The organism is Methylobacterium sp. W2, from assembly GCF_020662345.1.
Classification (GTDB): domain Bacteria; phylum Pseudomonadota; class Alphaproteobacteria; order Rhizobiales; family Beijerinckiaceae; genus Methylobacterium.
The window spans coordinates 1-20,136 of sequence record NZ_VMOA01000051.1 but is presented as its reverse complement, the minus strand read 5'-3'; the positions used below and the strand labels follow the sequence as shown (position 1 = coordinate 20,136).

The 20,136-nt window shown below is 61.1% G+C and carries 16 protein-coding genes and 1 pseudogene; 8 read left to right on the top strand and 9 right to left on the bottom strand.

Features of this window, described 5'->3' with window-relative positions; translation table 11 throughout:
* Positions 1–25: 25 nt before the first annotated feature.
* Both FPV16_RS22065 and FPV16_RS22055 read right to left on the bottom strand, forming a co-directional pair.
* Positions 26–3,016 (bottom strand): M10 family metallopeptidase C-terminal domain-containing protein, encoded by a 2,991-nt coding sequence (locus tag FPV16_RS22065; RefSeq protein WP_227440613.1) that lies wholly within the window; start codon positions 3,014–3,016, stop codon positions 26–28.
* 630 nt (positions 3,017–3,646) lie between these two features.
* Positions 3,647–4,416 (bottom strand): IS5 family transposase gene (locus FPV16_RS22055; RefSeq protein ID WP_156467730.1). Its coding sequence is split into 2 segments (ribosomal slippage): positions 3,647–4,101 and positions 4,101–4,416, totalling 771 coding nucleotides; the frame shifts between segments, so codons are not numbered across the junction.
* Positions 4,417–4,946: 530 nt separating this feature from the next.
* On the opposite strand from FPV16_RS22055, the gene FPV16_RS22050 reads away from it, so the two are divergent.
* Positions 4,947–7,307, top strand: coding sequence for an EAL domain-containing protein (locus FPV16_RS22050; RefSeq protein WP_227440611.1), 2,361 nt, complete (start codon positions 4,947–4,949; stop codon positions 7,305–7,307).
* A gap of 55 nt (positions 7,308–7,362) precedes the next feature.
* Here FPV16_RS22050 and FPV16_RS22045 read toward each other — a convergent pair whose 3' ends face one another.
* The 3 genes from FPV16_RS22045 to FPV16_RS22035 all read right to left on the bottom strand — a co-directional run bounded on the left by FPV16_RS22045 (position 7,363) and on the right by FPV16_RS22035 (position 8,408).
* Positions 7,363–7,626, bottom strand: coding sequence for a hypothetical protein (locus FPV16_RS22045; protein WP_227440609.1), 264 nt, complete (start codon positions 7,624–7,626; stop codon positions 7,363–7,365).
* Entirely contained in the window at positions 7,623–8,045 is a 423-nt protein-coding gene (locus tag FPV16_RS22040; protein WP_227440607.1) for a DUF5681 domain-containing protein, read from the bottom strand. Before FPV16_RS22040 ends, FPV16_RS22045 begins: the two co-directional genes overlap by 4 nt.
* Positions 8,046–8,201: 156 nt before the next feature.
* Positions 8,202–8,408 carry a hypothetical protein gene (locus FPV16_RS22035; RefSeq protein ID WP_227440606.1) on the bottom strand — a complete coding sequence of 69 codons (207 nt, stop codon included), beginning with the start codon at positions 8,406–8,408 and terminating at the stop codon, positions 8,202–8,204.
* Between the two features lie 143 nt (positions 8,409–8,551).
* Between FPV16_RS22035 and FPV16_RS22030 the strand changes: the two genes are divergently transcribed.
* The 3 genes from FPV16_RS22030 (at position 8,552) to FPV16_RS22020 (ending at position 10,915) form a co-directional block, all read left to right on the top strand.
* The gene (locus FPV16_RS22030) at positions 8,552–8,818 is read left to right on the top strand and encodes a hypothetical protein (RefSeq protein ID WP_227440604.1); all 267 of its coding nucleotides are present in this window, start codon (positions 8,552–8,554) and stop codon (positions 8,816–8,818) included.
* 749 nt (positions 8,819–9,567) lie between these two features.
* Positions 9,568–9,834 (top strand): hypothetical protein, encoded by a 267-nt coding sequence (locus tag FPV16_RS22025; RefSeq protein ID WP_227440602.1) that lies wholly within the window; start codon positions 9,568–9,570, stop codon positions 9,832–9,834.
* A gap of 517 nt (positions 9,835–10,351) precedes the next feature.
* Positions 10,352–10,915 (top strand): hypothetical protein, encoded by a 564-nt coding sequence (locus FPV16_RS22020; RefSeq protein ID WP_227440601.1) that lies wholly within the window; start codon positions 10,352–10,354, stop codon positions 10,913–10,915.
* 261 nt (positions 10,916–11,176) lie between these two features.
* On the opposite strand, the gene FPV16_RS26190 is transcribed toward FPV16_RS22020, so the two are convergent.
* The 4 genes from FPV16_RS26190 to FPV16_RS22005 form a co-directional block, all read right to left on the bottom strand.
* Positions 11,177–11,308, bottom strand: coding sequence for a hypothetical protein (locus tag FPV16_RS26190; protein ID WP_264483980.1), 132 nt, complete (start codon positions 11,306–11,308; stop codon positions 11,177–11,179).
* A 190-nt stretch (positions 11,309–11,498) separates the two neighbouring features.
* The gene (locus FPV16_RS22015; protein ID WP_227440600.1) at positions 11,499–14,123 is read right to left on the bottom strand and encodes a PriCT-2 domain-containing protein; all 2,625 of its coding nucleotides are present in this window, start codon (positions 14,121–14,123) and stop codon (positions 11,499–11,501) included.
* Positions 14,124–14,420: 297 nt separating this feature from the next.
* Complete coding sequence (locus FPV16_RS22010) at positions 14,421–15,590, bottom strand: DNA-packaging protein (RefSeq protein ID WP_227440598.1); 1,170 nt, start codon at positions 15,588–15,590, stop codon at positions 14,421–14,423.
* Positions 15,523–16,251, bottom strand: a complete 729-nt coding sequence (locus tag FPV16_RS22005) for a hypothetical protein (protein WP_227440596.1) — start codon at positions 16,249–16,251, stop codon at positions 15,523–15,525. The genes FPV16_RS22010 and FPV16_RS22005 overlap by 68 nt, the downstream gene beginning before the upstream one ends.
* A gap of 219 nt (positions 16,252–16,470) precedes the next feature.
* Here FPV16_RS22005 and FPV16_RS22000 point away from each other — a divergent pair, with 219 nt between their 5' ends.
* The 4 genes and pseudogenes from FPV16_RS22000 (at position 16,471) to FPV16_RS21985 (ending at position 19,534) form a co-directional block, all read left to right on the top strand.
* On the top strand, positions 16,471–17,385 hold the full coding sequence (locus FPV16_RS22000) for a LysR family transcriptional regulator (RefSeq protein WP_227440589.1): 915 nt from the start codon (positions 16,471–16,473) through the stop codon (positions 17,383–17,385).
* A gap of 158 nt (positions 17,386–17,543) precedes the next feature.
* Complete coding sequence (locus tag FPV16_RS21995; RefSeq protein WP_227440636.1) at positions 17,544–18,290, top strand: SDR family NAD(P)-dependent oxidoreductase; 747 nt, start codon at positions 17,544–17,546, stop codon at positions 18,288–18,290.
* A 33-nt stretch (positions 18,291–18,323) separates the two neighbouring features.
* Positions 18,324–18,410: pseudogene (locus FPV16_RS21990) on the top strand (cupin domain-containing protein); the annotation flags it as partial.
* A gap of 365 nt (positions 18,411–18,775) precedes the next feature.
* Complete coding sequence (locus FPV16_RS21985) at positions 18,776–19,534, top strand: hypothetical protein (RefSeq protein WP_227440587.1); 759 nt, start codon at positions 18,776–18,778, stop codon at positions 19,532–19,534.
* Positions 19,535–20,136: the final 602 nt, after the last annotated feature.

Genomic DNA, 20,136 nt, shown 5'->3' with positions numbered 1-20,136 from the left:
CATTCGGTGACCTCGGCACGCGGCCTCACACCACGAAAATGTCGTGGTAGCTGAGATCGGCCTTGTTGGTCAGGACGGCGAACCGGACGGCGTGTGCTGCGCCGCTGCCATCAGCGTCGTAGGACAGCGCGCCGGTGTCGTGATCGTACAGGATACGATCGCTAGCATCGAGCTTGGCAAGCGGCGCATCGAGGTTCTTGAAGGCGCTGGCACGCAGGTCGCCAGGGCTCAAAGCAGCAAAGATGGCGTGATCCAACTGGATTACGTCCTCGCCGACGTTGAAGTCCGTGATGCGGTCGACATTTTCCCGACCGAGCGCAGTGGAAAAGACAAACGTATCCGACCCTCCCAGCCCCCTCAGCGCATCACCACCAAGGCCGCCGTCGAGCGTGTTACTACCGCCATTACCGCGAAGAATGTTGGAGACGTCGTTGCCCGTGAGGTCGAGCCCCGCCGTCCCGGTCGCGATACCGAGTTTTAGAACCTCGATCGCCTGGTCGTCGGCGAGCGCATAATTCGAGAAGGCCACGACCGTGTCCCGGCCTGTCCCAGACTCGAAGACCTGATCGTTCTGGCTGTGCACCAGATAGAAGTCGTCGCCCGCTCCGCCGTAGAGCTTGTCCTTGCCCCCACCGCCATCCAGCACGTTCTTGCCAGCATTACCGCTGAGGGTCTGATCGAGCTCGTTGCCCACGAGCTTCATCGGATCGGTGAAGACCGCGTCTCTCGCAGCCAGCATCTCGATCGATTGTCCTGCACCAAGCTTGTAGCTGACAGAGGTGAGAACGGTGTCGGTGCCGTGCATGCGCGCTTCGATGACCACATCGCCCTTGTTGTCGACAAGATAGATGTCATCCCCGTGCTGGCCGGACATCCGGTCGGCGCGGCTGCCACCGTCAAGAATGTTATCGGCACCGTTGCCGGTAATGATGTCCTGACCACCGCCGCCGACGGCCTTCTCAATCAGCGTGTTCTGGGCGATGGCGATATTGTTGGTCAATCCGCCCGCGCTACTGAAGGATCCGGCCAGCAGGTCGATGACGGCATTGTCCCTGAAACCGGAGAGATCGAGCGTGTTATGATTGCCCTGGTTGTACAGGGTGACCACCGGCTGCGTGTTCAAAGTAAAATCATATATCTTAGCCAGAGTTCCCTCGATCGTACTGTTGAAGCCATATGTCTGCCCCCCAGTGAATGGTGTATTCTCAGGGGACGCAGCACCATAGAGTTGCTGGATCGCTCTGATGTCGAGTTGCATCAAGCTCTGAGGGGCGGTTCTAGGATCTCCACCAGCATAGCCCCAGTTTGTTCCGTGCACAGCATAGTCGGATAGGTACTTTGGGGTATATCCAGGATCCCAGCTTATATAGGACATGAGAGAATAAAGTCTGTCATCATAAGCGCTGTGTTGCTGGGTGCTTGGATCAACCGAACCATTGTAGTACCCACCATGATGAAGACCTAGTGCATGGCCAATTTCATGCATGGCATGCTTAAATCCCTCTATGCCCCGGTTATCCAGGGAGCCAGAAAGAACTGCCGAAAGCTCGACAATAGCTTGATTGTCTTTGAAGCTTCCGACCTCCGGGCCTTTCCCTGGGTTTGCCTCAGATTGAGTAAAATTATGATGCTTAACACGCTCTAGAACGATGTTTGCTGTATCTTTGGATGCAGCATTGACGAAGGTCACGTCGGCAACGCTTGACCATGACGCAAAAGCCCGCAGGAGGGTTGCCTGCTCGGTAACCGTAAACTTACTATTGGGATCGAAAGCATAGGTGACCGTTGCTCCCGTTCCAGCAATGGGAGCTCCCCATTTATGCGCGGTAGCTCCATCGACGTTAGGAATGAACCCAGGCGTGTCGCTGGTTACCGTGTTGTCGGGAAATAGGCCATTTAAGTATGAGACCTCCTGTGCCATCGTCGGGCTACCGGTCGACTTGAAGCCGGTGACACCGCGATCCGCGTCGTAGAAGTAGCGGTGATCGCTGAAGAAGCCTGCCCCGGTGTTCATGAACGAGGTCGGCCCGTGCTTGGCCGCGCTTTCGTGAACCTCGGAGGGCGTATCACGTTCTCCATCGCCCGTGACGAAGCCGTAGCTCAGCTCCACGCCATGGGCCCCCGGTACCGCGACGGTAATGCCATGGTTATCGGGCAGAACATGCCCAACTTTCGGTAGGCCCGGGTAGTGGATGAGGGCGGCGTCGGTTCCGGTATCAAACAGCAGGCTCATGCCATCGTGCTCTATGTCGTCGATTGTCACGCTACCCTTGGCAAACAGCCAGTCCTGTGGACTTCCTGCTGCGGACGTGGTTGGCGCAGCCTCTAGGTTCTGAACAGTCCATTCCGGCCCAGCCTTGGCCGCCGACCAACCGAGATGGAGTCCATCGCGGTCGATCATGTAGCTGTGAGCGATGTCGCCGCTTTTCATCGCATCGACGTTCAGTGCGGCATTGTTGGCCGAGGTGAGGGTCGCCCCTACGACGTTGGTGGCAAAGCCCGTGTTGAAGCCAATCCCAAGCATGTGCGGATTGGGAGCGCCGTCCGGTTTATCGTTGACGACGAGGACGGTCACGGTTGTCCGTGTTGTTACGCTCGCTTCTGTGAATTCAAGGACGAGAGGGACCCAGTGGCCGACCTCCGGCTTGTTGTCGCTGCTATAGACGAGACTTCCAGATTGATATTCCGGATGAGCAGCCCAATCGATGTCCTTGCCGATCGCCGCCTTGACCATGGATTCTGGCAGTACGGTCGCCCATGAGCCCGTATCTACCTGGAACATGCCGGTAGCAGATGGGTTCGGAGGGGCTGCGGATTGATCGGTATCTGCAGCCGGACGAACTGGTGTCTGGGACACGCTTGACGAAGATTGAATGCCCTGTGCATTTCCACTCGCAAGCCCAACTACGGTGAGCTTTGCATACATACCGTTCTTTAGGCCGGCCGTATCAAGTGGTTGAAACTCAAGATTTGTATTTTTAGTATAAAGCAAAACATCTACGATCGAATCGGCCATCTGATTTATCGTCTCTCGGTCGTCTGGCAGTCCGAGCTGTCCCCATGTTCAATGCTGACATGGAGTACAGGGGTAGCCTGAGAAAATCCGAGGTAAGGCATCAGTTAGGTTGGTAAAAAAACCTATACGAACGATCCAGGCGAGCGCCTTATGCGACCTTAGGTAACACGGATGCCTTTCTCGCCGAGGATGGTAGATCCGTAGGCCAGCTCTTCCTGTGTAGGGATGGCGAAATGGATTTAAAGGCTACCTCCGAGCTTTGATCCCGATCAAACCTGGCCTGGCTGGCAGCCGTAGGGTGGCACGGAACGTGGAAAACGCTCTTTGATGCGCTCGCAGCCCCAATTTCGCAGCGAGTCGGGCAAGCGGCGGTTCACCTCGATGCCAACCTCGTCTTAGGGTATTGGGCCAGCCGTCACGTAGCGATACCAGCGCCAGCCGAGCGTACCGACGCCTGCAAGCAGGATCGCGAAGGCCACTGTGGCCGCCAGCCCTAACCGCGACTGCGTACGCCGCACCCCATCTACCATTTCAACTATCTACCATTGACGTTCGCGAGATCCAGCAAGCGTGCGCTCCTCGTAGCGGCCGAATCCCATACAGTCCGCAGGCTGCTTGGGCTAGAGCGTGTCATCGCTTGAGCCAATCGAGTGCGGCGGCGAGGTAGAGGATGCCCATGAAGCTGGCGGCTGTCTTTTCGTAGCGTGTGGCGATGGCCCGCCATTCCTTGAGCCTGGCCCAGAGGCGCTCGACTTGGTTGCGGTTGTTGTAGATCCAGTCCGGGCAGGCGACGGGCGCCTCATGGCGCTGCGGCGGGATCACGGGCCGTGCGCCCATGGTCCAGATGTGCTCGCGGAAGGCGTGGCTGGTGTAGCCACGGTCGCCCACGACCCACTTCGGCACGCTGGGCAGCCCGTCGAGCAGCGGCACCGCATGGGGCAGCTCATGGGCCTGACCGGGCGCCAGCCGGAAGGCGATGGCGCGGCCCCGCCCGTCGGCGATCACGCAAGCCTTGGTGCCATAGCCGCCACGCGAGCGGCCAAGTGCTTCACGATGATCTCGCTCGGCCGCAGATCCCCCCTTTTGGCGGCCCCGGCCGCCTTTTGGTGAGCCCGCACGTTCGTGCCGTCGAGGAACACCATTCCGAGTTGGACACCGCGCTCCTGCACCAGGCTGAGCAGCCGCTCCCAGACACCGGCCCGGGACCAGCGAATGAAGATCTGGGCAGCCCGCCACCACGGACCCAGTTCCTCCGGGATCGCCCGCCATTTGGCCCCGTTCTGATGCCGCCAGAGGATCGCCGAGAGCGTGCGTTGCAGGTGCTGCGGTGGCGTCTTGGCCTTGGGCCGGCAGGCCTCGACCAGCGGCTCCAGTTCAGACCATTGCGCATCGCTCAGCATCGTCCCTCCCGCAATCAGAGAGACGAAAACGCAAAACGCGCCAATCCGTTCAAGCGACGACAGGCACTAATCGCCAAAATTTGCTGGGTGATATCCATGCTCTGGGGTCTGCGGTCAACCATCGCTGACATAGATCCGTGTACAAAAGGGTCGTAATTTCACCATGAGATAACAGCGGCGGTCGAATAAATAGTTAGATCATTCCTCTGCAACATTCCGATCACTTACTACATCCGCCCCGCCAGCCGCTTTTCAACTTATATCCGATGCATCACTCTCCGTACTCAGCGATCTTGCAAACCGAAGATCGGAAAGTCATTAAAGCTATAATCAAAATTTCGGACGCAGTGACCTGTTATATGTTATCGAATAGTCCCTTAGTATTCGGAGCATGCAACAACGCACCACGTTTATGGTGACGAATCGCCGCAGCAGCCAAACCTAAAGAGAATCAGAGGGCTCTGAAAATAAACGATTCGAACACCCTACAAATTGATGGAGCGCAAACTTATTGGGGGCAATTCGATCGCATGCAATCAGTGTCTGCCTCGTTCCTCGATAGCCAATCGCCGAGCTTTGTTCTCGCCGCAGCTACCATCTGTGCCTTTAGCGCTTGGTTGATCGTGGGGCTCAGGGGCCAAGCGGAGATCGCTACAACGAGCCTCAAACGATGGTGGCTGCTTGTAATAGCTGTGGTTGCAGGCATTGGTGTCTGGACGACTCACTTCGTAGCGATGCTTGGGTACCGAACCGATATTGTCTTGAACTACCACCTTGAAACAACTGTGATATCTGCTGCTGCGGCAATCATAGCAGTCGGAATACCTCTCGCCCTATCGACTATATGCACGCAGCTATGGATGCGGTTCGTTGCCGGCGCGGCGGCGGGTCTCGGCATCGGCGTGATGCACATCACCGGTATGGCTGCATTGGAAGGGTGCAATCAATCACAGTCAATCGGCTTCAACATTGTCGCTTGCCTAGTGGGTGTCATCTGCATGGCCATGGCTTGCGCTTTGCCAAGGCGAGCCAACCCACCGGTTGTCACCGTTTCTCTCGTTGTCGTCGCCGTTTGCGGAACGCATTTCCTCTCGCTAGCGGGTACTGTTCTGGTTGGGGAGCAGGTCGATCAGCTCCTTCCGGGTATTCAGGGTGCCCTCAGCGTACTCACCGCAACCGGCGCGGCAATCCTTCTGCTGGGCACATTCCTCGCGATGAGCGCAGCTAAGCGCTTTGAAACCCAAGAGACCCTTCATACCCGTGTACTGGCGACTGCACTGCGTAACATGTCGAACGGCATCCTCACGGTGTCGGCGACGGAGGTCATCGAGCTCTACAACGAGCGCCTCTGCACGATGCTCAACCTCGCTCCGGGAACTATGACCCGGGGGATGAGCCTGACGGCATATCTGGAGCAGACCGGAAGTGCGAATGGATGGGACGGGGACCGGGTCGCGCGGGTGTTGGCAAACCATCGGGCTTGGATCGTCAAAGATGATGAAACACGCGTCGAGCATGTGTTCGACGACGGCCGAATCTTGTCTATCGTCTGCCAGCCTATCGACGATGGCGCGGTGCTGACATTCGATGACGTTACACAGGCAAGAGAGGCGCAGCGGGAAATTTCGCAGCTTGCCTATCAGGATCCGCTTACGGGATTGGCAAACCGGCGTTCGCTTGTCGAGCACATGACGCAGGCTTCTGAGTCGGAGCAACCGGTCACACTTTTGCTCATCGATCTCGATCGATTCAAGGCTGTCAACGATACCTTCGGCCATGGCATCGGCGATCGCCTCCTCGCTGGTGTGGCCGAGCGGCTAAATGAGATGGTCGGGGAAATTGGGTTCGTTGCGCGTCACGGCGGCGATGAGATGGCGGTGCTCACCCGTGTGGGTGCAGAGGCTTCCGAGACGCTTGCCGAGCACATTGTCGCCGAAATTGAAAAGCCATATACATTTGATGATCTTACCGTCGTGATTGGTTGCAGCATTGGCGTATGCGGCACGGAGGAAACGTCGAGCCCCGCGGACTTGATGCAGCGAGCCGACATCGCCCTGTACGAAGCCAAGCGCCACGGGCGCGGCCGCGCGGCTCGTTATACGCCTGGAATGATGGAAGCCATCGCCGACCGGCATCTCTTGGAAAACGAGCTCCGGATCGCCTTGGCCGAAAACCAGTTCTATCTCGCGTTTCAGCCGATCATGGCCCTTATGGACGACAGCATCGTCGGGTTCGAGGCATTGATCCGGTGGGAGCATCCGACCCGGGGGACCGTTTCGCCGGCGACGTTCATCCCACTCGCGGAGGAAACTGGGTTGATCGTCTCGATCGGTCGCTGGGTCTTGGAAGAAGCGTGTCGTCAGGCAATTACTTGGCCGACGAACCAGCATGTGGCGGTCAACGTCTCTGCAGTCCAGTTCCGCTCACCAATGCTTCTCGCTCACGTAACTTCGGCGCTGGCTAAGAGCGGTTTGCCTGCACATAGGCTGGAGATCGAACTCACAGAAACTGCACTGGTCGAAAATGGGCCACAGCTTGTTCACACTCTGTCGTCATTGCGCCAGCTTGGCATCAAGATCGCAATGGACGATTTTGGGACGGGGTACTCGTCCTTCGCTCACCTACGCGATTTGCCGGTTGATCGGATCAAAATCGACCGCAGCTTCGTTGCATCGGCAATCAATGACAAGCATTCAATGGCGGTCATTAAGGCGATCACGCAGATGGGACGGGATATGAGTATCCCGACACTTGCGGAAGGCATCGAAGATGCCGATCAGCTCTCGCTAGTAAGATCGTTTGGATGCGACGCCGCTCAGGGTTACCTGATCGGACGCCCTGAACGCGCACCATTATCACTCTCACACAATGAGCTAACGTATGCTGCCTAAAACGATCGTTCGTCATCGCAATTGTCCTTCGATCTAGTCGTCCTCATCCGGTCCCTCACCCCATCCGCCCGGCAGCCCGCTCCTCGCCCACATAGTTGATGTACCATTCGAGGTGCCCGGCCACTTCCTGGTCCAACCGGTCTGGGGATGTCTTCAAGGCCTCGGCCGTGGCGTTGACGGTGCCGTACGGCGCGCAGACCTCGCCGATGTAAAGGTTGATCTCCTCGTTCAGTTGCTCCTCCGACATGTTGTCGAAACGGTTGGCCTTCCTCACCTTTTCCAGCCTACGGAGGCGGGGATCGATCACTTTCGAGGTCATGGTTGGGTCATCTCCTCGAGGCGGGCAAGGCGCTCATGCAGATCCGTTGCCTCGATGGCACGGACGTGAGCGTCGACGGATTTCGAGATGTCGGCGGCCTCGGACGGGGTGAGTTCGCCAGCGGCAACGGCCTGCAGCAGGGCGTGGGTGGCCCTGGGCAGGTCAGCAGTGGTTTCGATCACGGGGAGGTCGAACTGCACGGGGCGGTCCTTCCTGGCCGGCATGAGGCGATCCAGGCACATGCGCAGGGCCTGGGTGTCGCCGTTGGTAGCTAGCTCGATGGCTTTGCGAACGATGCTCTCGGCGTCGCCCTCCAGGATGGCCTCCAGGGCGAGCGTAGACTTGCTACGGCTGCCTTTGGGCCGGCCGGCAGGGTTGCCCGTCTGACCCTTCTGGAACGGCTTTCCTCGTGCTGCCATCGTCGTCCCTGCTGTCTGCCATAGCTGTTTGAATCACCCTTAAAACAGCTATCCCTGAATCCCGTTATGCAGGTTTCCATGAAGACCTGCATATCGCATATCGCCCTTAAGTGCATCCATGAGCAGGGATTTTGCCTTGGTCGATATCGACAAAGATCAACACACTGGGGCCGGAATAGATGCGACCTTGGCCGACAGTAGCTCCTTCAAACCCTCAGCCAATCCGTGAAGGGCAGCGGCGGCCGCCTGCTGGCGAACATTCTTGTGATCGTCGCGAGCCTCGATGGTGACGGCTGCGATCTTCGCCATTTCACGGGCCTGCTTCACGCCCCGGACATAGGCGGCTTGTTCGCTCGGGGTCATGGCTTCCACTCCAGTGGAGTTAATCCGCGCCATCGGGTGTGCGTCGGCACGTCAAGAATTAGATTGGCACCCTATCTTAGTTTCAGACAGCAGCAAACAGACCTGATCCCAGGACTGTAGCGCAAAGGAGCTAAGTCATCCACATGAAGACCCGTATCGCCGCCATCGCCACCGCTCTTATCCTTGGCGTTGCTCCGATCTCTTCCGCGATGGCTTTCGAGCGTCCGTCCCGCTACACCTCGTTCAACTCGCATGAGGTCGATGCTACTGGCTCGCTTGGTACCCGCGACAGCGCGTTCTCGCGTAACCCGGCCAGCTGCCCGATGAGCTCGGCCGCCGAGGGTAATGCGAACCAGCAGAACTTCCCGGTCCAGCAGTACGGCCAGACGTCCGGCGGGAACCGCTGCTAATGAAGGTTTTCTCATACGCCATGGCCGCAGTCGCGTCCTTCATGCTGGCTGCGACGCTGTTCAGCTCAGCCAACGTGCTGATGGGGCTCTGACACCCTCGTTCTAATATTCATCGACTCGCAGGAAGGCCGCCTATGGGCGGCCTTTTTCGTCGATTCCTTAGATCCGCGCTCGAACCAAGCCACGGTTGAAGAATTAAGCATGTCCGCGGGCGGATTGGCCGCCCGTCAGCGAGCCGGCGCCGTAGCCGTCAGTCCCCCCATGAACAGACAGTTCACCACCCGGCATCTCCACAGCGGGTACGGGGAGGCATCTCCCTTTATGGTCGGAGTCGACCGCGCCATGACATGCGCCTTCCCGCCTCCGGAGGGTGAGTTTCCCGAGCGCATCGCATTGGCGCTCCAAGCTCTTGAGGCGGCAATGGGCGACCGACTATCGAGCCGGTCGGCGTCGCGATGCGGATCGGGTGGTACTCCCCGGAGTGCGGCGCATTGGGACTTGGTGTTGCCAATGGCGGCAATGACCAACACGGCATTCCTGCCGCATCGCGTTAGGCATGGTCTCCGCCACCCCTCCGAGGTCGGTATCCGACCGTAGGGTTCGGAGCCAGATTGAAATTCCACTTGGTCAGATCGTGTGTGCCCAACGGCACGCCGTTCCGGCTCCAAGGGGCCTAGATCAAGGTTTCTGAGAAAGTCACGGCCCACCGCCATCCGACGGAGACCGCGCAAACCCAAGTGGATTGTGCCATGAACACTCGTATTGCTTCTGCTGCTGCTGCTGTCGTCCTGAGCGTCAGCGCCATTGCTTCGCCCGCGCTTGCCAAGGACTATCTCGCACGGGGGCAGGTCCCGGCCTATGACGTGATGTCCTCCGCTGCGGCCGATGACGAGCTCACGACCGGCTCGATCGGGTACGGCCGTGGCCGGGGTCACGACTCGGCCCAGGAAGGGAATGCCGAGCAGAACAGCTTCCCGGTCTGGCAGTATGGCCGCACCTCAGGCGGTAACCGCTAAAGCCCATTGAGAACGGTCGTAGTTGGCGGTGGGGCGAAAGGCCCCTCCGCCTTAGCGCTCGCACCGTGAAAGGGTGCGTTAAGGGGGAAGGCAGTGCACCCGGCAGTCGGGCAGCCCGCTGTGCTGCATGTGCCGAGCTTACTGCATGTTAAGGCTGAAACAGGTCGGCGGTGCACTCGATCCGCTTTTACTGGTTTCACAGAGTGATCTTTACAACTCGACCTTAGCTCTCCTGTGAACGTGTAATCGCGCTCGATGGATGGCCACAATGAGAACTCGGACAGCCCTCACCACATTGGTTCTGCTTATCTCAAGCAGCCCGACCTGGGCGGAACCGGCATATGCCCCACCAGCTGCCGGTTCCGCAGTCAAACTTCTCCATCAGCGTCAGATTGGTCCCGGCGTCCAAGCGCTGCCCAGGCTCAAGCCCACGCCTGGTATAGCATACGATCGAATCAACCACGCCCTCACCCAGCTCGATGCCGAAGCCCGGTCTTCAATCAAAGAGTGTGAAGTCATGGCCAAGGACATGGAGGCGCCTGCCGGTGGATCGTTCACCCGCAAAGTCAGCGTGCCGATGACTGGGCCAGGATTTCTAACTGTCTTTATGGACGACGATACCTATTGCGGCACAGCCTACCCTACACATGATAATAATGGCATCACGTATGACCTTTTAACCGGAAAGCCTGTCAATTGGGTTGATCTACTTGGGCCGCAACTCGGCGGTACGACTGACAAAAACAGCAAGACAGGAAAACCGACTGGCTACTTGTCGTCACCTGCCTTGTTTCGGCTTTGGAAAGAGGCACGCGGCCCCTCTAATGATGAGCCCGGCAACGAGATATGTGCAGATACCCCCAGCGATGACACTGGCGCATTGTCTGTATGGGCAGATGCCAGTGAACTCGGGATCGCCGTGCAATCCATAGATGTCGTGCATGCTACTGCGGTGTGTGGGCGCCCGGCAGTAATCCCGTTGAGCGCCCTTCGCGGCAAAGGCGTTTCGGCGCAGCTGCTCGATAGTATCGCCGCAGGCAAAGCCGCGCACGGACATCCTACCGCTGCCGCTCGGCAGTAGCGTGGGCATCTCGGAAAAAGCACGCCGCGGATTACAGGGCGCTGGCGCGGCGGGAACAGGCTCGGCCGCCCAGCTGGGATGCCGATGGGCCTCAGCGCGCCCCTGATCGCGTTCCTGCGGCTGTACAGGGTCTCGGCGAGGGCCTGAGCCTCATCGTCGCCGATAGAGGCAGACCACGCGACGGTCGAGGGGCGCGAGGTGATTGAGGGCTCGGCTGGCTGGCTCCAAGGCGTGGAGGTCGGTCTCGGCCTGAGCGAGAAGCTAGCAGACGGTGAGGGCGCGGGGATCGGCGTAGACGCGGCTCAAAGCGCGCAGGGACGGGAGGCGAGCGCGGCGTTCGGCCGGGTCGAGGTTGGGGGCGAACGGTCCCCACTGGTCTCCGGCGGGGATCATTGGCAGGCCACCGGATCGGATTGGGGGTTTCGGTGGTTTCGGGGGTACGATTTGGCCGCTACCCGTAAACTGTCATGTGCGCTCGCCTGTGCGCTCGCTGGTACGATAAGTCGAGATTCACTGACAGTTTGCCACGTTGGGATGAAACAAACCCCCAAAACACCCCAAACCCCCATTCCTTAAGCCCGCATCAAAAAACCGGTGCCGCTGAGGCGTGAGGCGCTTGCCCCACTTGGCGGAGCGAGAACCGGTTGCCATGGCTTCCATCCTCTCGCATCTCGATCCGGTATCCGCCGATTACACGGCCTTTGATCCGGGACAGCCACTTACCGAGGCGTCGGCTATTCACCGCGCCGCCGTCGCCTGCCTGACGCAACAGCAAGTCACGGAACTCCGGCGCCACAAAATCGTGAGTGCCATAGTCAAACTGCGATCCGGGCTGCTTCTCACAGGCTGCCTTGGTGATTGCATTGGTTGTGTAGCTGCTCGCTAAGCTCAGGTGCGCGCGCCAGTGCTCGAAGAGTTCACGTATGGCTGACAGTTCGGGGTCCTCCTCCCGCGCCGTTTCCATGCTCGCCACCGGGTCGGCATGCCCGAGCCACACGAGCGGTGACCGCACCATGTCGGACCAGTCCTCGTAGGAGCCGATCGCCCCGCAGACCGTCGGAGAGCCCGCAACCCGATAGGCCCGGATCACGGTGAGTGCGGCAGCGACGTAGTTTCCTCGGTCGTTCAGAACTCTGGCGATCGGATCGAAGGTGAAGTCCCGCAACTCCGGTCGGTCCATCACCGCATCGAGGGAGCAGACCAAGGCGCGGCGGGTCATGTCGCCGGACAGGACAAGGTTGTTGCCGGTGGCGAAGGTAGCCGAGCGGCATTCGAGTTCGGGCGCCTCGGACTTGCCAAGGATGCGCACTCGAACCAGAGGGCGTTCGGTGAGCTGGCAGAGCATGTCGCCGCCCAGATCGCCGTTGACGTTGTCGATCGACACGACCGGAACGGCGTCGCGAAGGAGGGCACCAAGGCGCTTCTCGGTCTCCTCCTCGGTTTTGCCGGCCGCAATGACCGGGCAGCGCCGACCGGTGGCGATAGTCGCGGCGAGATCCACCAGGAAACTCTTGTCTGTGCCTGGGCTGTGCGCTCGGATGGCGTGAAGGGGCGCCGTTGGAAGAACGCCCCGGACCAGGGCCGTGAGGATGCCAGACAAGGCGACAGCGCGATCGGTCGGACAGACGAAAGGAAAGGCAGCCAGCAGCGTCTCGATGAAGGTCAGCGCGGCAATCGCTTCGTCACGGTCGGGCCTCTCTAATAATTCCGGCATGGCGAAGCCGGGATCGAGAGCGAGATAGAGCCGCGTCGCGGGATCGTAGCCGGGCTTCGTGAGTAACGAGCCGTCGGGGCGCAGGGTCGGCGTGGTGATGATTCCGGCCACAGGAGGCACCCGCCATTGTCCCTCGCGGGCGAGCAGGGTCGCTGTCATCTCCACCGGCGGGTTGATGTCCAGCCAATCCTCGGCGCGCATGTCGAACCGCTGAAACCGCATAATCCGTGCGGCCATGTCGGCGAGGGAAACGGTAGTGAGGGGGCACATGCGGGCCACCGTCGTCATCCGGCCTTTGGCGGCGGGAACGGCGTCGATGACGGGTCGGACAAGGGCACCGGCGCGAGAGTAGATCTCGACCGGCGAGGCCAGCATGATCGCCTCCATGCGATCGACCCCTTCCGGCACCTTGCCGCTGACGAAGCGCACGATCGGCCGGCTGTCCTCCTCGCTGTGTGTCTCGGCTTCGGGGTCCGGGCTAGCCCGGCGCTCGGCCCGGTCGCGCTTCGGTGCTCCTGAGCGAACAGCCCCCTGTCGCCGCCAGCCGTTCTCAGCGGCATGCCAGAGCAGGGTAGCAATCGTGACGGAGCGCCCGCCAGCGAAGCTGTGCCATTTGCGCGAGGTGAACCCGGCGTTGTCGTTCGGGGAGGTCGCGGACCAGTTCTCCCAAAGATCGCGCCCGCCCTCACCGAGGCCATCGTACAGCGCGAAACCGATGCGGACCCATCCATCGTAGTCGAAGTCGTTCGGGACGTGGCTCAGAGCATCGGCGATGGTTTCGCGGTCTGGCTTCTCTCCCGACTTGATGCCGGCGGCCCTCCGACCCTTGGTCTCGCGGGTCTGGTCCGTACGCTTACGCTCGCGTTTGGTCGCCGCCCCCGCGTTCCGCAGGATCGTCTCGGCCTCGCCAATGAACCGGCGTAGGTCGGCTTCGGTGGTCTCTGGGAGGTCCGCGAAATCTACGGTGAGCGGAGAAGCATCCGGCCAACGGTAGGGGGAGGCGGTTTCAGGGTGGATGCCGAACGCGACGAACTGCTGACCGCGCAGCAGGATCTCGACCTTCGTAGGCTTCTCCTGCGGGTCGTTGGTGAAGTGAAGCGCCGGGGTCTGGATCTTGTCCGCCGGGGTTGTGAGCCGGTAGCCGAGAAGCAGCTTCGGTTCGCGACCGATCCGCATGAATGGGGTCGGTCCGAGGATACGAGCGGCTTGCTCGGCGATCGCATTGGTGAGAGGGGGTTGAAGTACGTCAATATCGACGCCCGCGAGGAGGCCGCACAGGAGCCCAGTGTTCACGCTGTCGGGGTAGCTGTGGCCCCATCGCTCGATCTCTTCGGGGGAGGCATCGAAGCAACGCCTTTCCCATGCCGGCATCATCGGTCGCTTGCCGGCGGCCGGGACGTTCATCGTCGGACCCGAAACAGGAACCGGGTGGAAGCCGCGCGAGCGAAGTGCCAAGCGGAGTTCGGTCGGATTGGGAAGGCTATGTACCGTCATGCCGAAAACCCTCCGGAGATGAGGGATGGGCAAAAAAACGGTTCTATAAAATTTCTCGAAGTGGCTGTTGCCCTTGAGGGGCGTGCACCATTATTTTGAGTACTGGTTCCTTCCAGGCAACCATACGTCTGATCGCCGTTGCGGGCTCCAACCCCCGCGACGGCGTTTTCGTTTGGCGCGACCGGGCATGGGCTGTTAAGCGTTTTACAATGCCACAACCCGTTCTGTGCCTGTTCCGGTTTATTCAGTCGACAACCGTAAAGCGCAAGCGTCTGATAATTATCAGTAATCTGCCTTTTAGCTGTAATCGCAGAGCTCGTCCTCGAGCGCCGGCAGGCTGCCGACGTGATGGACGCGGCCCTGCGCGTAGAGCACCGAGACCGGCTCGGCCCTGAGATACTTGCCCCGCGTCGCCCGCACCGGGATCACCGGCACCGCGGCATCCACCTCGGCGATGACGGCGATCGCCATCTCGCCGCCCTGGTTGATCTCGACCACGAGGCTGTCCGCCTCGAGGCGATGGTAGAGCGCCAAAGCCGCGCCGGCCCAGGCCTGCGGGCTCGCCCGGCCCAATGTGGCGTCGGCGACCACATAGGCGTGCCCGTTCGGCCCGAGCCCCGCGGCGACGATCCCGCAGGCATCGGCCCCCGCCTTCGAGGAGGCCGGCGGGTCCACCGCCACCACGATCCGCCCGAGCTCCGGCATCCGGTCGAGGCGCGCGGCCTCGATCCCCTCCCGCGTCCACAGGGCGTCGGGCCGGTCCTCGATCAGCTCGCCGTCGAGCTCCTGGCGCCCGAGCCGCGTGCCGGCATAGCGCCCGACCACGGTGTCGAGGAAGGACGGCGCCAGGTTGGCGGCGTTGTCGGCGGTGCGCGACCGGCTCACCACGGTGAGCGGGTCGGACAGGATGCGGCGGATCAGCGGGATCGGCCGGGGCGTGGTGGTGACGAGGTTGCGCGGCCGGTCGCCGAGGCGCAGGCCGAACTGGATCATGTCGTAGGCGGCCTCCGGCCGGCGCCATTTGGCGATCTCGTCGGACCAGGCGGCGCCGAATTGCGGCCCGCGCAGGGAATCCGGCTCCTCGGCCGAGAAGGCCAGGGCCACGGCGCCGTTGGCCCATTCGAGCCGCCGCCGCGAAGGCGACCAGAGCGGCCGCGACCCGGAGAGGGACAGCAGGCCGGACGGCCCCTCGATCATCACGTCGCGCACGTCGGCATAGGTCTCGCCGATGAGGGCGATGCGGCCCACCGCCCCCGCGCAGAAGGCGGGGTCGCCCGCGGCCAGCGCCCGCACCCATTCGGCCCCCGTGCGGGTCTTGCCCGAGCCGCGCCCGCCGATCACCGCCCAGGTCGTCCAGTCCTCCCGCGACGGGCAGGGCGGCAGCTGGTCGGTCCGGGCGTTATGGAGCCAGTCCGCGGCCAGCGCACGGATCAGGTGCGGCGGCAGGCTCGCCAGGAAGCCCGGCATCCGGCCGCTCGCCGAGGCATGCCGCATAGCGCGCCGCGATTGCCGCGCGCAGGGCCGGCAGATCCTCCTCACGGGGGTCGTCGGCGGGTAAGCGGGACGTCGCATGGTTCCGCTCCCTGTCATCGCCGGAGAGGTCGTCGAGCAGCCGTTTCAGCCCGCCGAGGTCGCGCAGCACCTTCGCCGAATCGAGGCCCGGCGGCGTCTCGCCGGTCAGCGCCGCGTCGAACCGCGCGATCTGGCGGCCGATATGGGCGCGCAGAGCCTCGCCCAGATTGTCCGTCACCCGCGCCTCCGAAGGCGGCGCCCCGCCCTTCGGCGGGGGCGGCACCGGGCTGGCGCGCGGCCTCCGCTCGAAGCCGCAGGCGCGGAACAGGGCCGGCGCGCCGACGACGGTGCCGCCGAGCGCCACCGCCAGGGTCGCGGCCTCGATCTCCGCCATCCCGTAGAGCTTCGCCACGGCGCGCCGTCGCGCGGGCGCCCAGGCTCCGGGGTCGAGGCGGCGGGCTGCGTCGCGCACCCCCTCGCGCCAGCCATGCTGGCGGTTCCACGTGCTGATCGTCTGGGCGCGGACCCCCGTCCGCTCCGCGATCTCGCGGCCGGTCATGCTCGTCGTCCGCATCAATTGCTCGACGAGCTGGCGTGTCTCCCGGGGAAGCTCCATCTCGCTGCCCCTCTCGTCACACTTCTTGAGCGTTCCTCATTGATACCCGAGGAGCGTCACGCTGTCAATCATAAATTCCTATTTTGGGAGTTATGTCATGATCGTCTTCGGTGGAACTCTCGCTGGGCCGAGAGCCAGACCCGATGGTGGCCGGGAGGTTCGTCGGGCATTCTCCGTTGCCCGGATCGTTTGTCCGTCGGGGGACGTTGCGGTGTGTCCATGTTGACCCGTCGGACCGACCTTGCCGATCTCGGCACGTTTCTCGCCATCGCCCGCCACCGCAGCTTCCGGCGCGCGGGCCTGGAGCTCGGCGTCAGTGCCTCCGCGCTCAGCCATGCCCTCAAGGCGATGGAGGCTCGCCTGGGCGTGCGGCTGATCAACCGCACCAGCCGAAGCGTCACCCTGACGGCGGCCGGCGAGGAGCTTCTCGCCTCCCTGGACGCCCCCTTCACGGCCATCGGCTCCGCCCTCGATGGCCTCAACCGGCATCGCGAGCCGGGAAGCGCGGCGGGGCGCATCCGCCTCAACGTGCTCGAACATGCGAGCACGCTGCTCCTCGCACCCGTCCTGCCCGTCTTCAGCGCGCGCTACCCGCAGGTCGAGATCGAGGTTCGGGTGTCCAACGATCTGCTCGACGTGGTGGATGCCGGGGCCGATGCCGGCATCCGATATGGCGGCACCGTACCTCAGGACATGGTGGCCCAGCGCCTCTCGGCCGACCTGCGCTGGGTCGTGGTCGGCGCGCCTGGCTATCTCGATGCGCATGGGACGCCCGGCCATCCCCGCGACCTGTCGGTTCATCGCTGCCTGCGCATCCGCCTCGGCGACGAGAGCCTCTACCGCTGGGAGTTCGAGCAGCCGGGCGAATCGCTCGCCCTCGACGTGCCCGGCGCGGTGACCCTCGACAGCACGCAATTCGCGCTCGGCCTCGCGGCGGCGGGCGGAGGGCTGGCCTATCTCCCCGAACCCTGCGTCATGCCGATGGTCGACCGAGGGGAGCTCCGCATCGTGCTGGCGGATTGGGCGCCCATGGGGAGCGGCTTCCACATCTACTATCCCGGCCGCCGCCAGCTGCCGACCGGGTTGCGGCTCCTCATCGACGTGATCCACGAGGTGCGGCCCCTCGGCCGGTAGACCACGGGCCATCCGGCGATGAGCGACGCTCATCGTTCCGTTGAGTGAGGGACGGGTGATTGGGGCGGGGGACGGCCTCTATCTCCGGCTCACCGGCGAGCACTCGGGCTCGCCACCTAGGTCAGCCGGAAGGTTCATCCATGCCCGCCATGCCCCCCATGCCCCGTTTCACCGGAAAGGTCGCCTTCGTCACCGGCGCCGCCAGCGGCATCGGCCGTGCCGCCGCTCGCGCCTTCGCCGCCGAGGGGGCGCGGGTCGCCATCGCCGACCGGACGGAGGATGCGCTGGAGCGGCTGCGGGCCGAGATCGAAGCGGCGGGCGGCGAGGTGCTGGCCTTCGTCTGCGACGTGTCCGTACCGGCGGAGGTGGAAGCGGCGGTCACCGGCACCGTCGCGCGCTTCGGCCGCCTCGATTGCGCCTTCAACAATGCGGGCGTCGAGAACGAGGCCGCACCGGTCCACGCCATCGACCTCGACGCGTGGGACCGCATCCTCGCCATCAATCTCCGCGGCACCTTCCTCTGCATGAAGCATGAACTGGCGCAGATGGTGCGCCAGGGGGGCGGCGTGGTGGTCAACACTTCGTCGGGCGCCGGCATCCGCGGGGTGGCGGGCGGTGCCGCCTATGCCGCCTCCAAGCACGCCATCATCGGCCTGACCCGCTCGGCCGCGCTGGATTATGCCAGGCAGAACATCCGGGTGAACGCGGTCCTCCCCGGCAACATCAAGACGCCGATGATGGACCGTTTCACCGGCGGCGACGTTCAGAAGGCGATCGACCTCGAACCGGTGGGCCGCCTCGGCAAGCCGGAGGAGATCGCCGAAGCGGTGCTATGGATGTGCTCGGACCTCGGCGGGTTCGTCACCGGCGCCGCCACGGTGATCGACGGCGGCTGGTCGCTCTGACCGCCGAAACGGAAAAGAGGAAGGACGTGTCGAATGGACATCAAGCGTAGCGGGTCGCAACCGTCCGGCCGGGGGCCGGCCGAGTGGTTTGCCGGAACCGTGCGGATCGCTCTGCTTTTTGGTTGTCGCGTCGATGGTAGACTCAGGCAGTGATTTAGGGGGCGGTGCGGAAGTCGTGGTAGATAACGGGGTCGCGACGGGCGCAGCCATTGCAGTTCTCACAATGTTAAAGTTGCGGGGCGACCGGCCCGCTTAGGTGAAGTACTGCTTAATGGGGCAATGGAAGGCAAGCGACGGGGATCCGCTGCGGTCCGATCGCAAAAGAGCGATAAAAGACAATTTACTGCACGTGCAAAAGTATAATTAGTCGATATACAATTTATAGGGAAATTATGACAGTAATTATTACAGATCACAAATATTACGGACCGTTCGACAAGTGCATTTACTGTGGATCGAAGCAGAAAAGAGGGCGGGAGCACGTGATGCCATATTCACTGGCAGGCGCGTGGATACTTCAGCAGGCAAGTTGCGAAGAGTGCGCTGATACTACAAAGCGATTCGAGCAAGATGTTACTCGCAATCTTTTCGGGCCGTTCCGAAGCTTTCACAAAATGCCAACTAGACGAAAGGACGAAAGACTTACACATGTTGATCTGCTAGTTGAAAACGGCAATAGTCCAATTCGGATTCGGCAGCCAATCGCGAAGTGCAAATACATCCCATTAATTATGCCTTTCTTCGCTGAACCGGGGATTCAACTCGACGCGCCTCCGGATAAAACTTATGCCCTAGAGCCAATAATGTGGCAGGAGCCACTTCCGGACTTTATGAAAAGTTTTGCCTACGGAATTGTTTTACCCGGCATTAACATTTCGATGGAGCTAAAGTTTAAATCCGACAATTTTCTTCGATTAATAGCCAAAATTGCTCACGCCTCTTCAGTTATTAGATTTGGCATTGACGCGGCAGAATGGATGCTTCCCGATTATATTCTTGGACGCAAAAGTAACATCAGATATTTAGTAGGTAGCATAGGACAGCTTAGAAATTTCGATGAGGGAACTAACTGGTTTGCGCGCGAAGATGTGATTTTGATAGAAGGTGTTCGATATCTTACTTGCACGATATCGCTTTTTTGCATGAAGGGCTGTCCAGTCTATAGCGCGATCGTGTGTAAATCGAACGAAATGATCGACAGTTACATAAAAGATCATAATCATAAGAAATATAACCAGCATTAATTTATTTCTGGGTTTGTGCAAATATTTTATGTCGATTTATATTAATAATATTTACAGAAGAAGTTGTTGTGTCGCTCTGAATTTATTGCCAGGCATCAAGAGCTTACTGCCAGCCCTGGGACTGACTGAGGTACATCATATTTTTTTTTCATAGGCGTCCTCTTCAATGGACACCTCTGTCGATTCGGAGGCGTCCGAACAACTTCATCGTCGCGCCAACTTGCGCAGATGCTCTGGATATTATTCAGAAGTCTCTATAAATATTCGCTCATATAGTAGCCTTTAGCGAACGTCCTGGCGACTCCTCGTCCTTGATGGTGGTGTATCGAGTGCCGACCAAACTGACGATTTAGGTGCTCCTAAGGGTGGCCGACGAAATCGTTCTTGAGACCGTGTTCTCTGCCATGACAACGACTCTTTGGGCGACGGTTTTGTAGAAGCTTTGGAAGGGCAGCGAGTAGGCAACGCTCGAGGGGGCGTGACCCCTGCCGTCTCGGGGCCGCTCTTCGCGAAGGGCTCATGAAAAGGGTGCCGCCGCCAATGGCGGCGGCACCGGTTCCGCTCACGCCGGGATCGCATCCGCACTCGGCGGCGTCCGGGGG

Coding starts and splice junctions, on each gene's coding strand:
- FPV16_RS22065 (WP_227440613.1), bottom strand. CDS start 3,016: ATGGCCGATTCGATCGTAGATGTTTTGCTTTATACTAAAAATACAAAT.
- FPV16_RS22050 (WP_227440611.1), top strand. CDS start 4,947: ATGCAATCAGTGTCTGCCTCGTTCCTCGATAGCCAATCGCCGAGCTTT.
- FPV16_RS22045 (WP_227440609.1), bottom strand. CDS start 7,626: ATGACCTCGAAAGTGATCGATCCCCGCCTCCGTAGGCTGGAAAAGGTG.
- FPV16_RS22040 (WP_227440607.1), bottom strand. CDS start 8,045: ATGGCAGCACGAGGAAAGCCGTTCCAGAAGGGTCAGACGGGCAACCCT.
- FPV16_RS22035 (WP_227440606.1), bottom strand. CDS start 8,408: ATGACCCCGAGCGAACAAGCCGCCTATGTCCGGGGCGTGAAGCAGGCC.
- FPV16_RS22030 (WP_227440604.1), top strand. CDS start 8,552: ATGAAGACCCGTATCGCCGCCATCGCCACCGCTCTTATCCTTGGCGTT.
- FPV16_RS22025 (WP_227440602.1), top strand. CDS start 9,568: ATGAACACTCGTATTGCTTCTGCTGCTGCTGCTGTCGTCCTGAGCGTC.
- FPV16_RS22020 (WP_227440601.1), top strand. CDS start 10,352: ATGGCCAAGGACATGGAGGCGCCTGCCGGTGGATCGTTCACCCGCAAA.
- FPV16_RS26190 (WP_264483980.1), bottom strand. CDS start 11,308: ATGATCCCCGCCGGAGACCAGTGGGGACCGTTCGCCCCCAACCTCGAC.
- FPV16_RS22015 (WP_227440600.1), bottom strand. CDS start 14,123: ATGACGGTACATAGCCTTCCCAATCCGACCGAACTCCGCTTGGCACTT.
- FPV16_RS22010 (WP_227440598.1), bottom strand. CDS start 15,590: ATGCCGGGCTTCCTGGCGAGCCTGCCGCCGCACCTGATCCGTGCGCTG.
- FPV16_RS22005 (WP_227440596.1), bottom strand. CDS start 16,251: ATGGAGCTTCCCCGGGAGACACGCCAGCTCGTCGAGCAATTGATGCGG.
- FPV16_RS22000 (WP_227440589.1), top strand. CDS start 16,471: ATGTTGACCCGTCGGACCGACCTTGCCGATCTCGGCACGTTTCTCGCC.
- FPV16_RS21995 (WP_227440636.1), top strand. CDS start 17,544: ATGCCCCGTTTCACCGGAAAGGTCGCCTTCGTCACCGGCGCCGCCAGC.
- FPV16_RS21985 (WP_227440587.1), top strand. CDS start 18,776: ATGCCATATTCACTGGCAGGCGCGTGGATACTTCAGCAGGCAAGTTGC.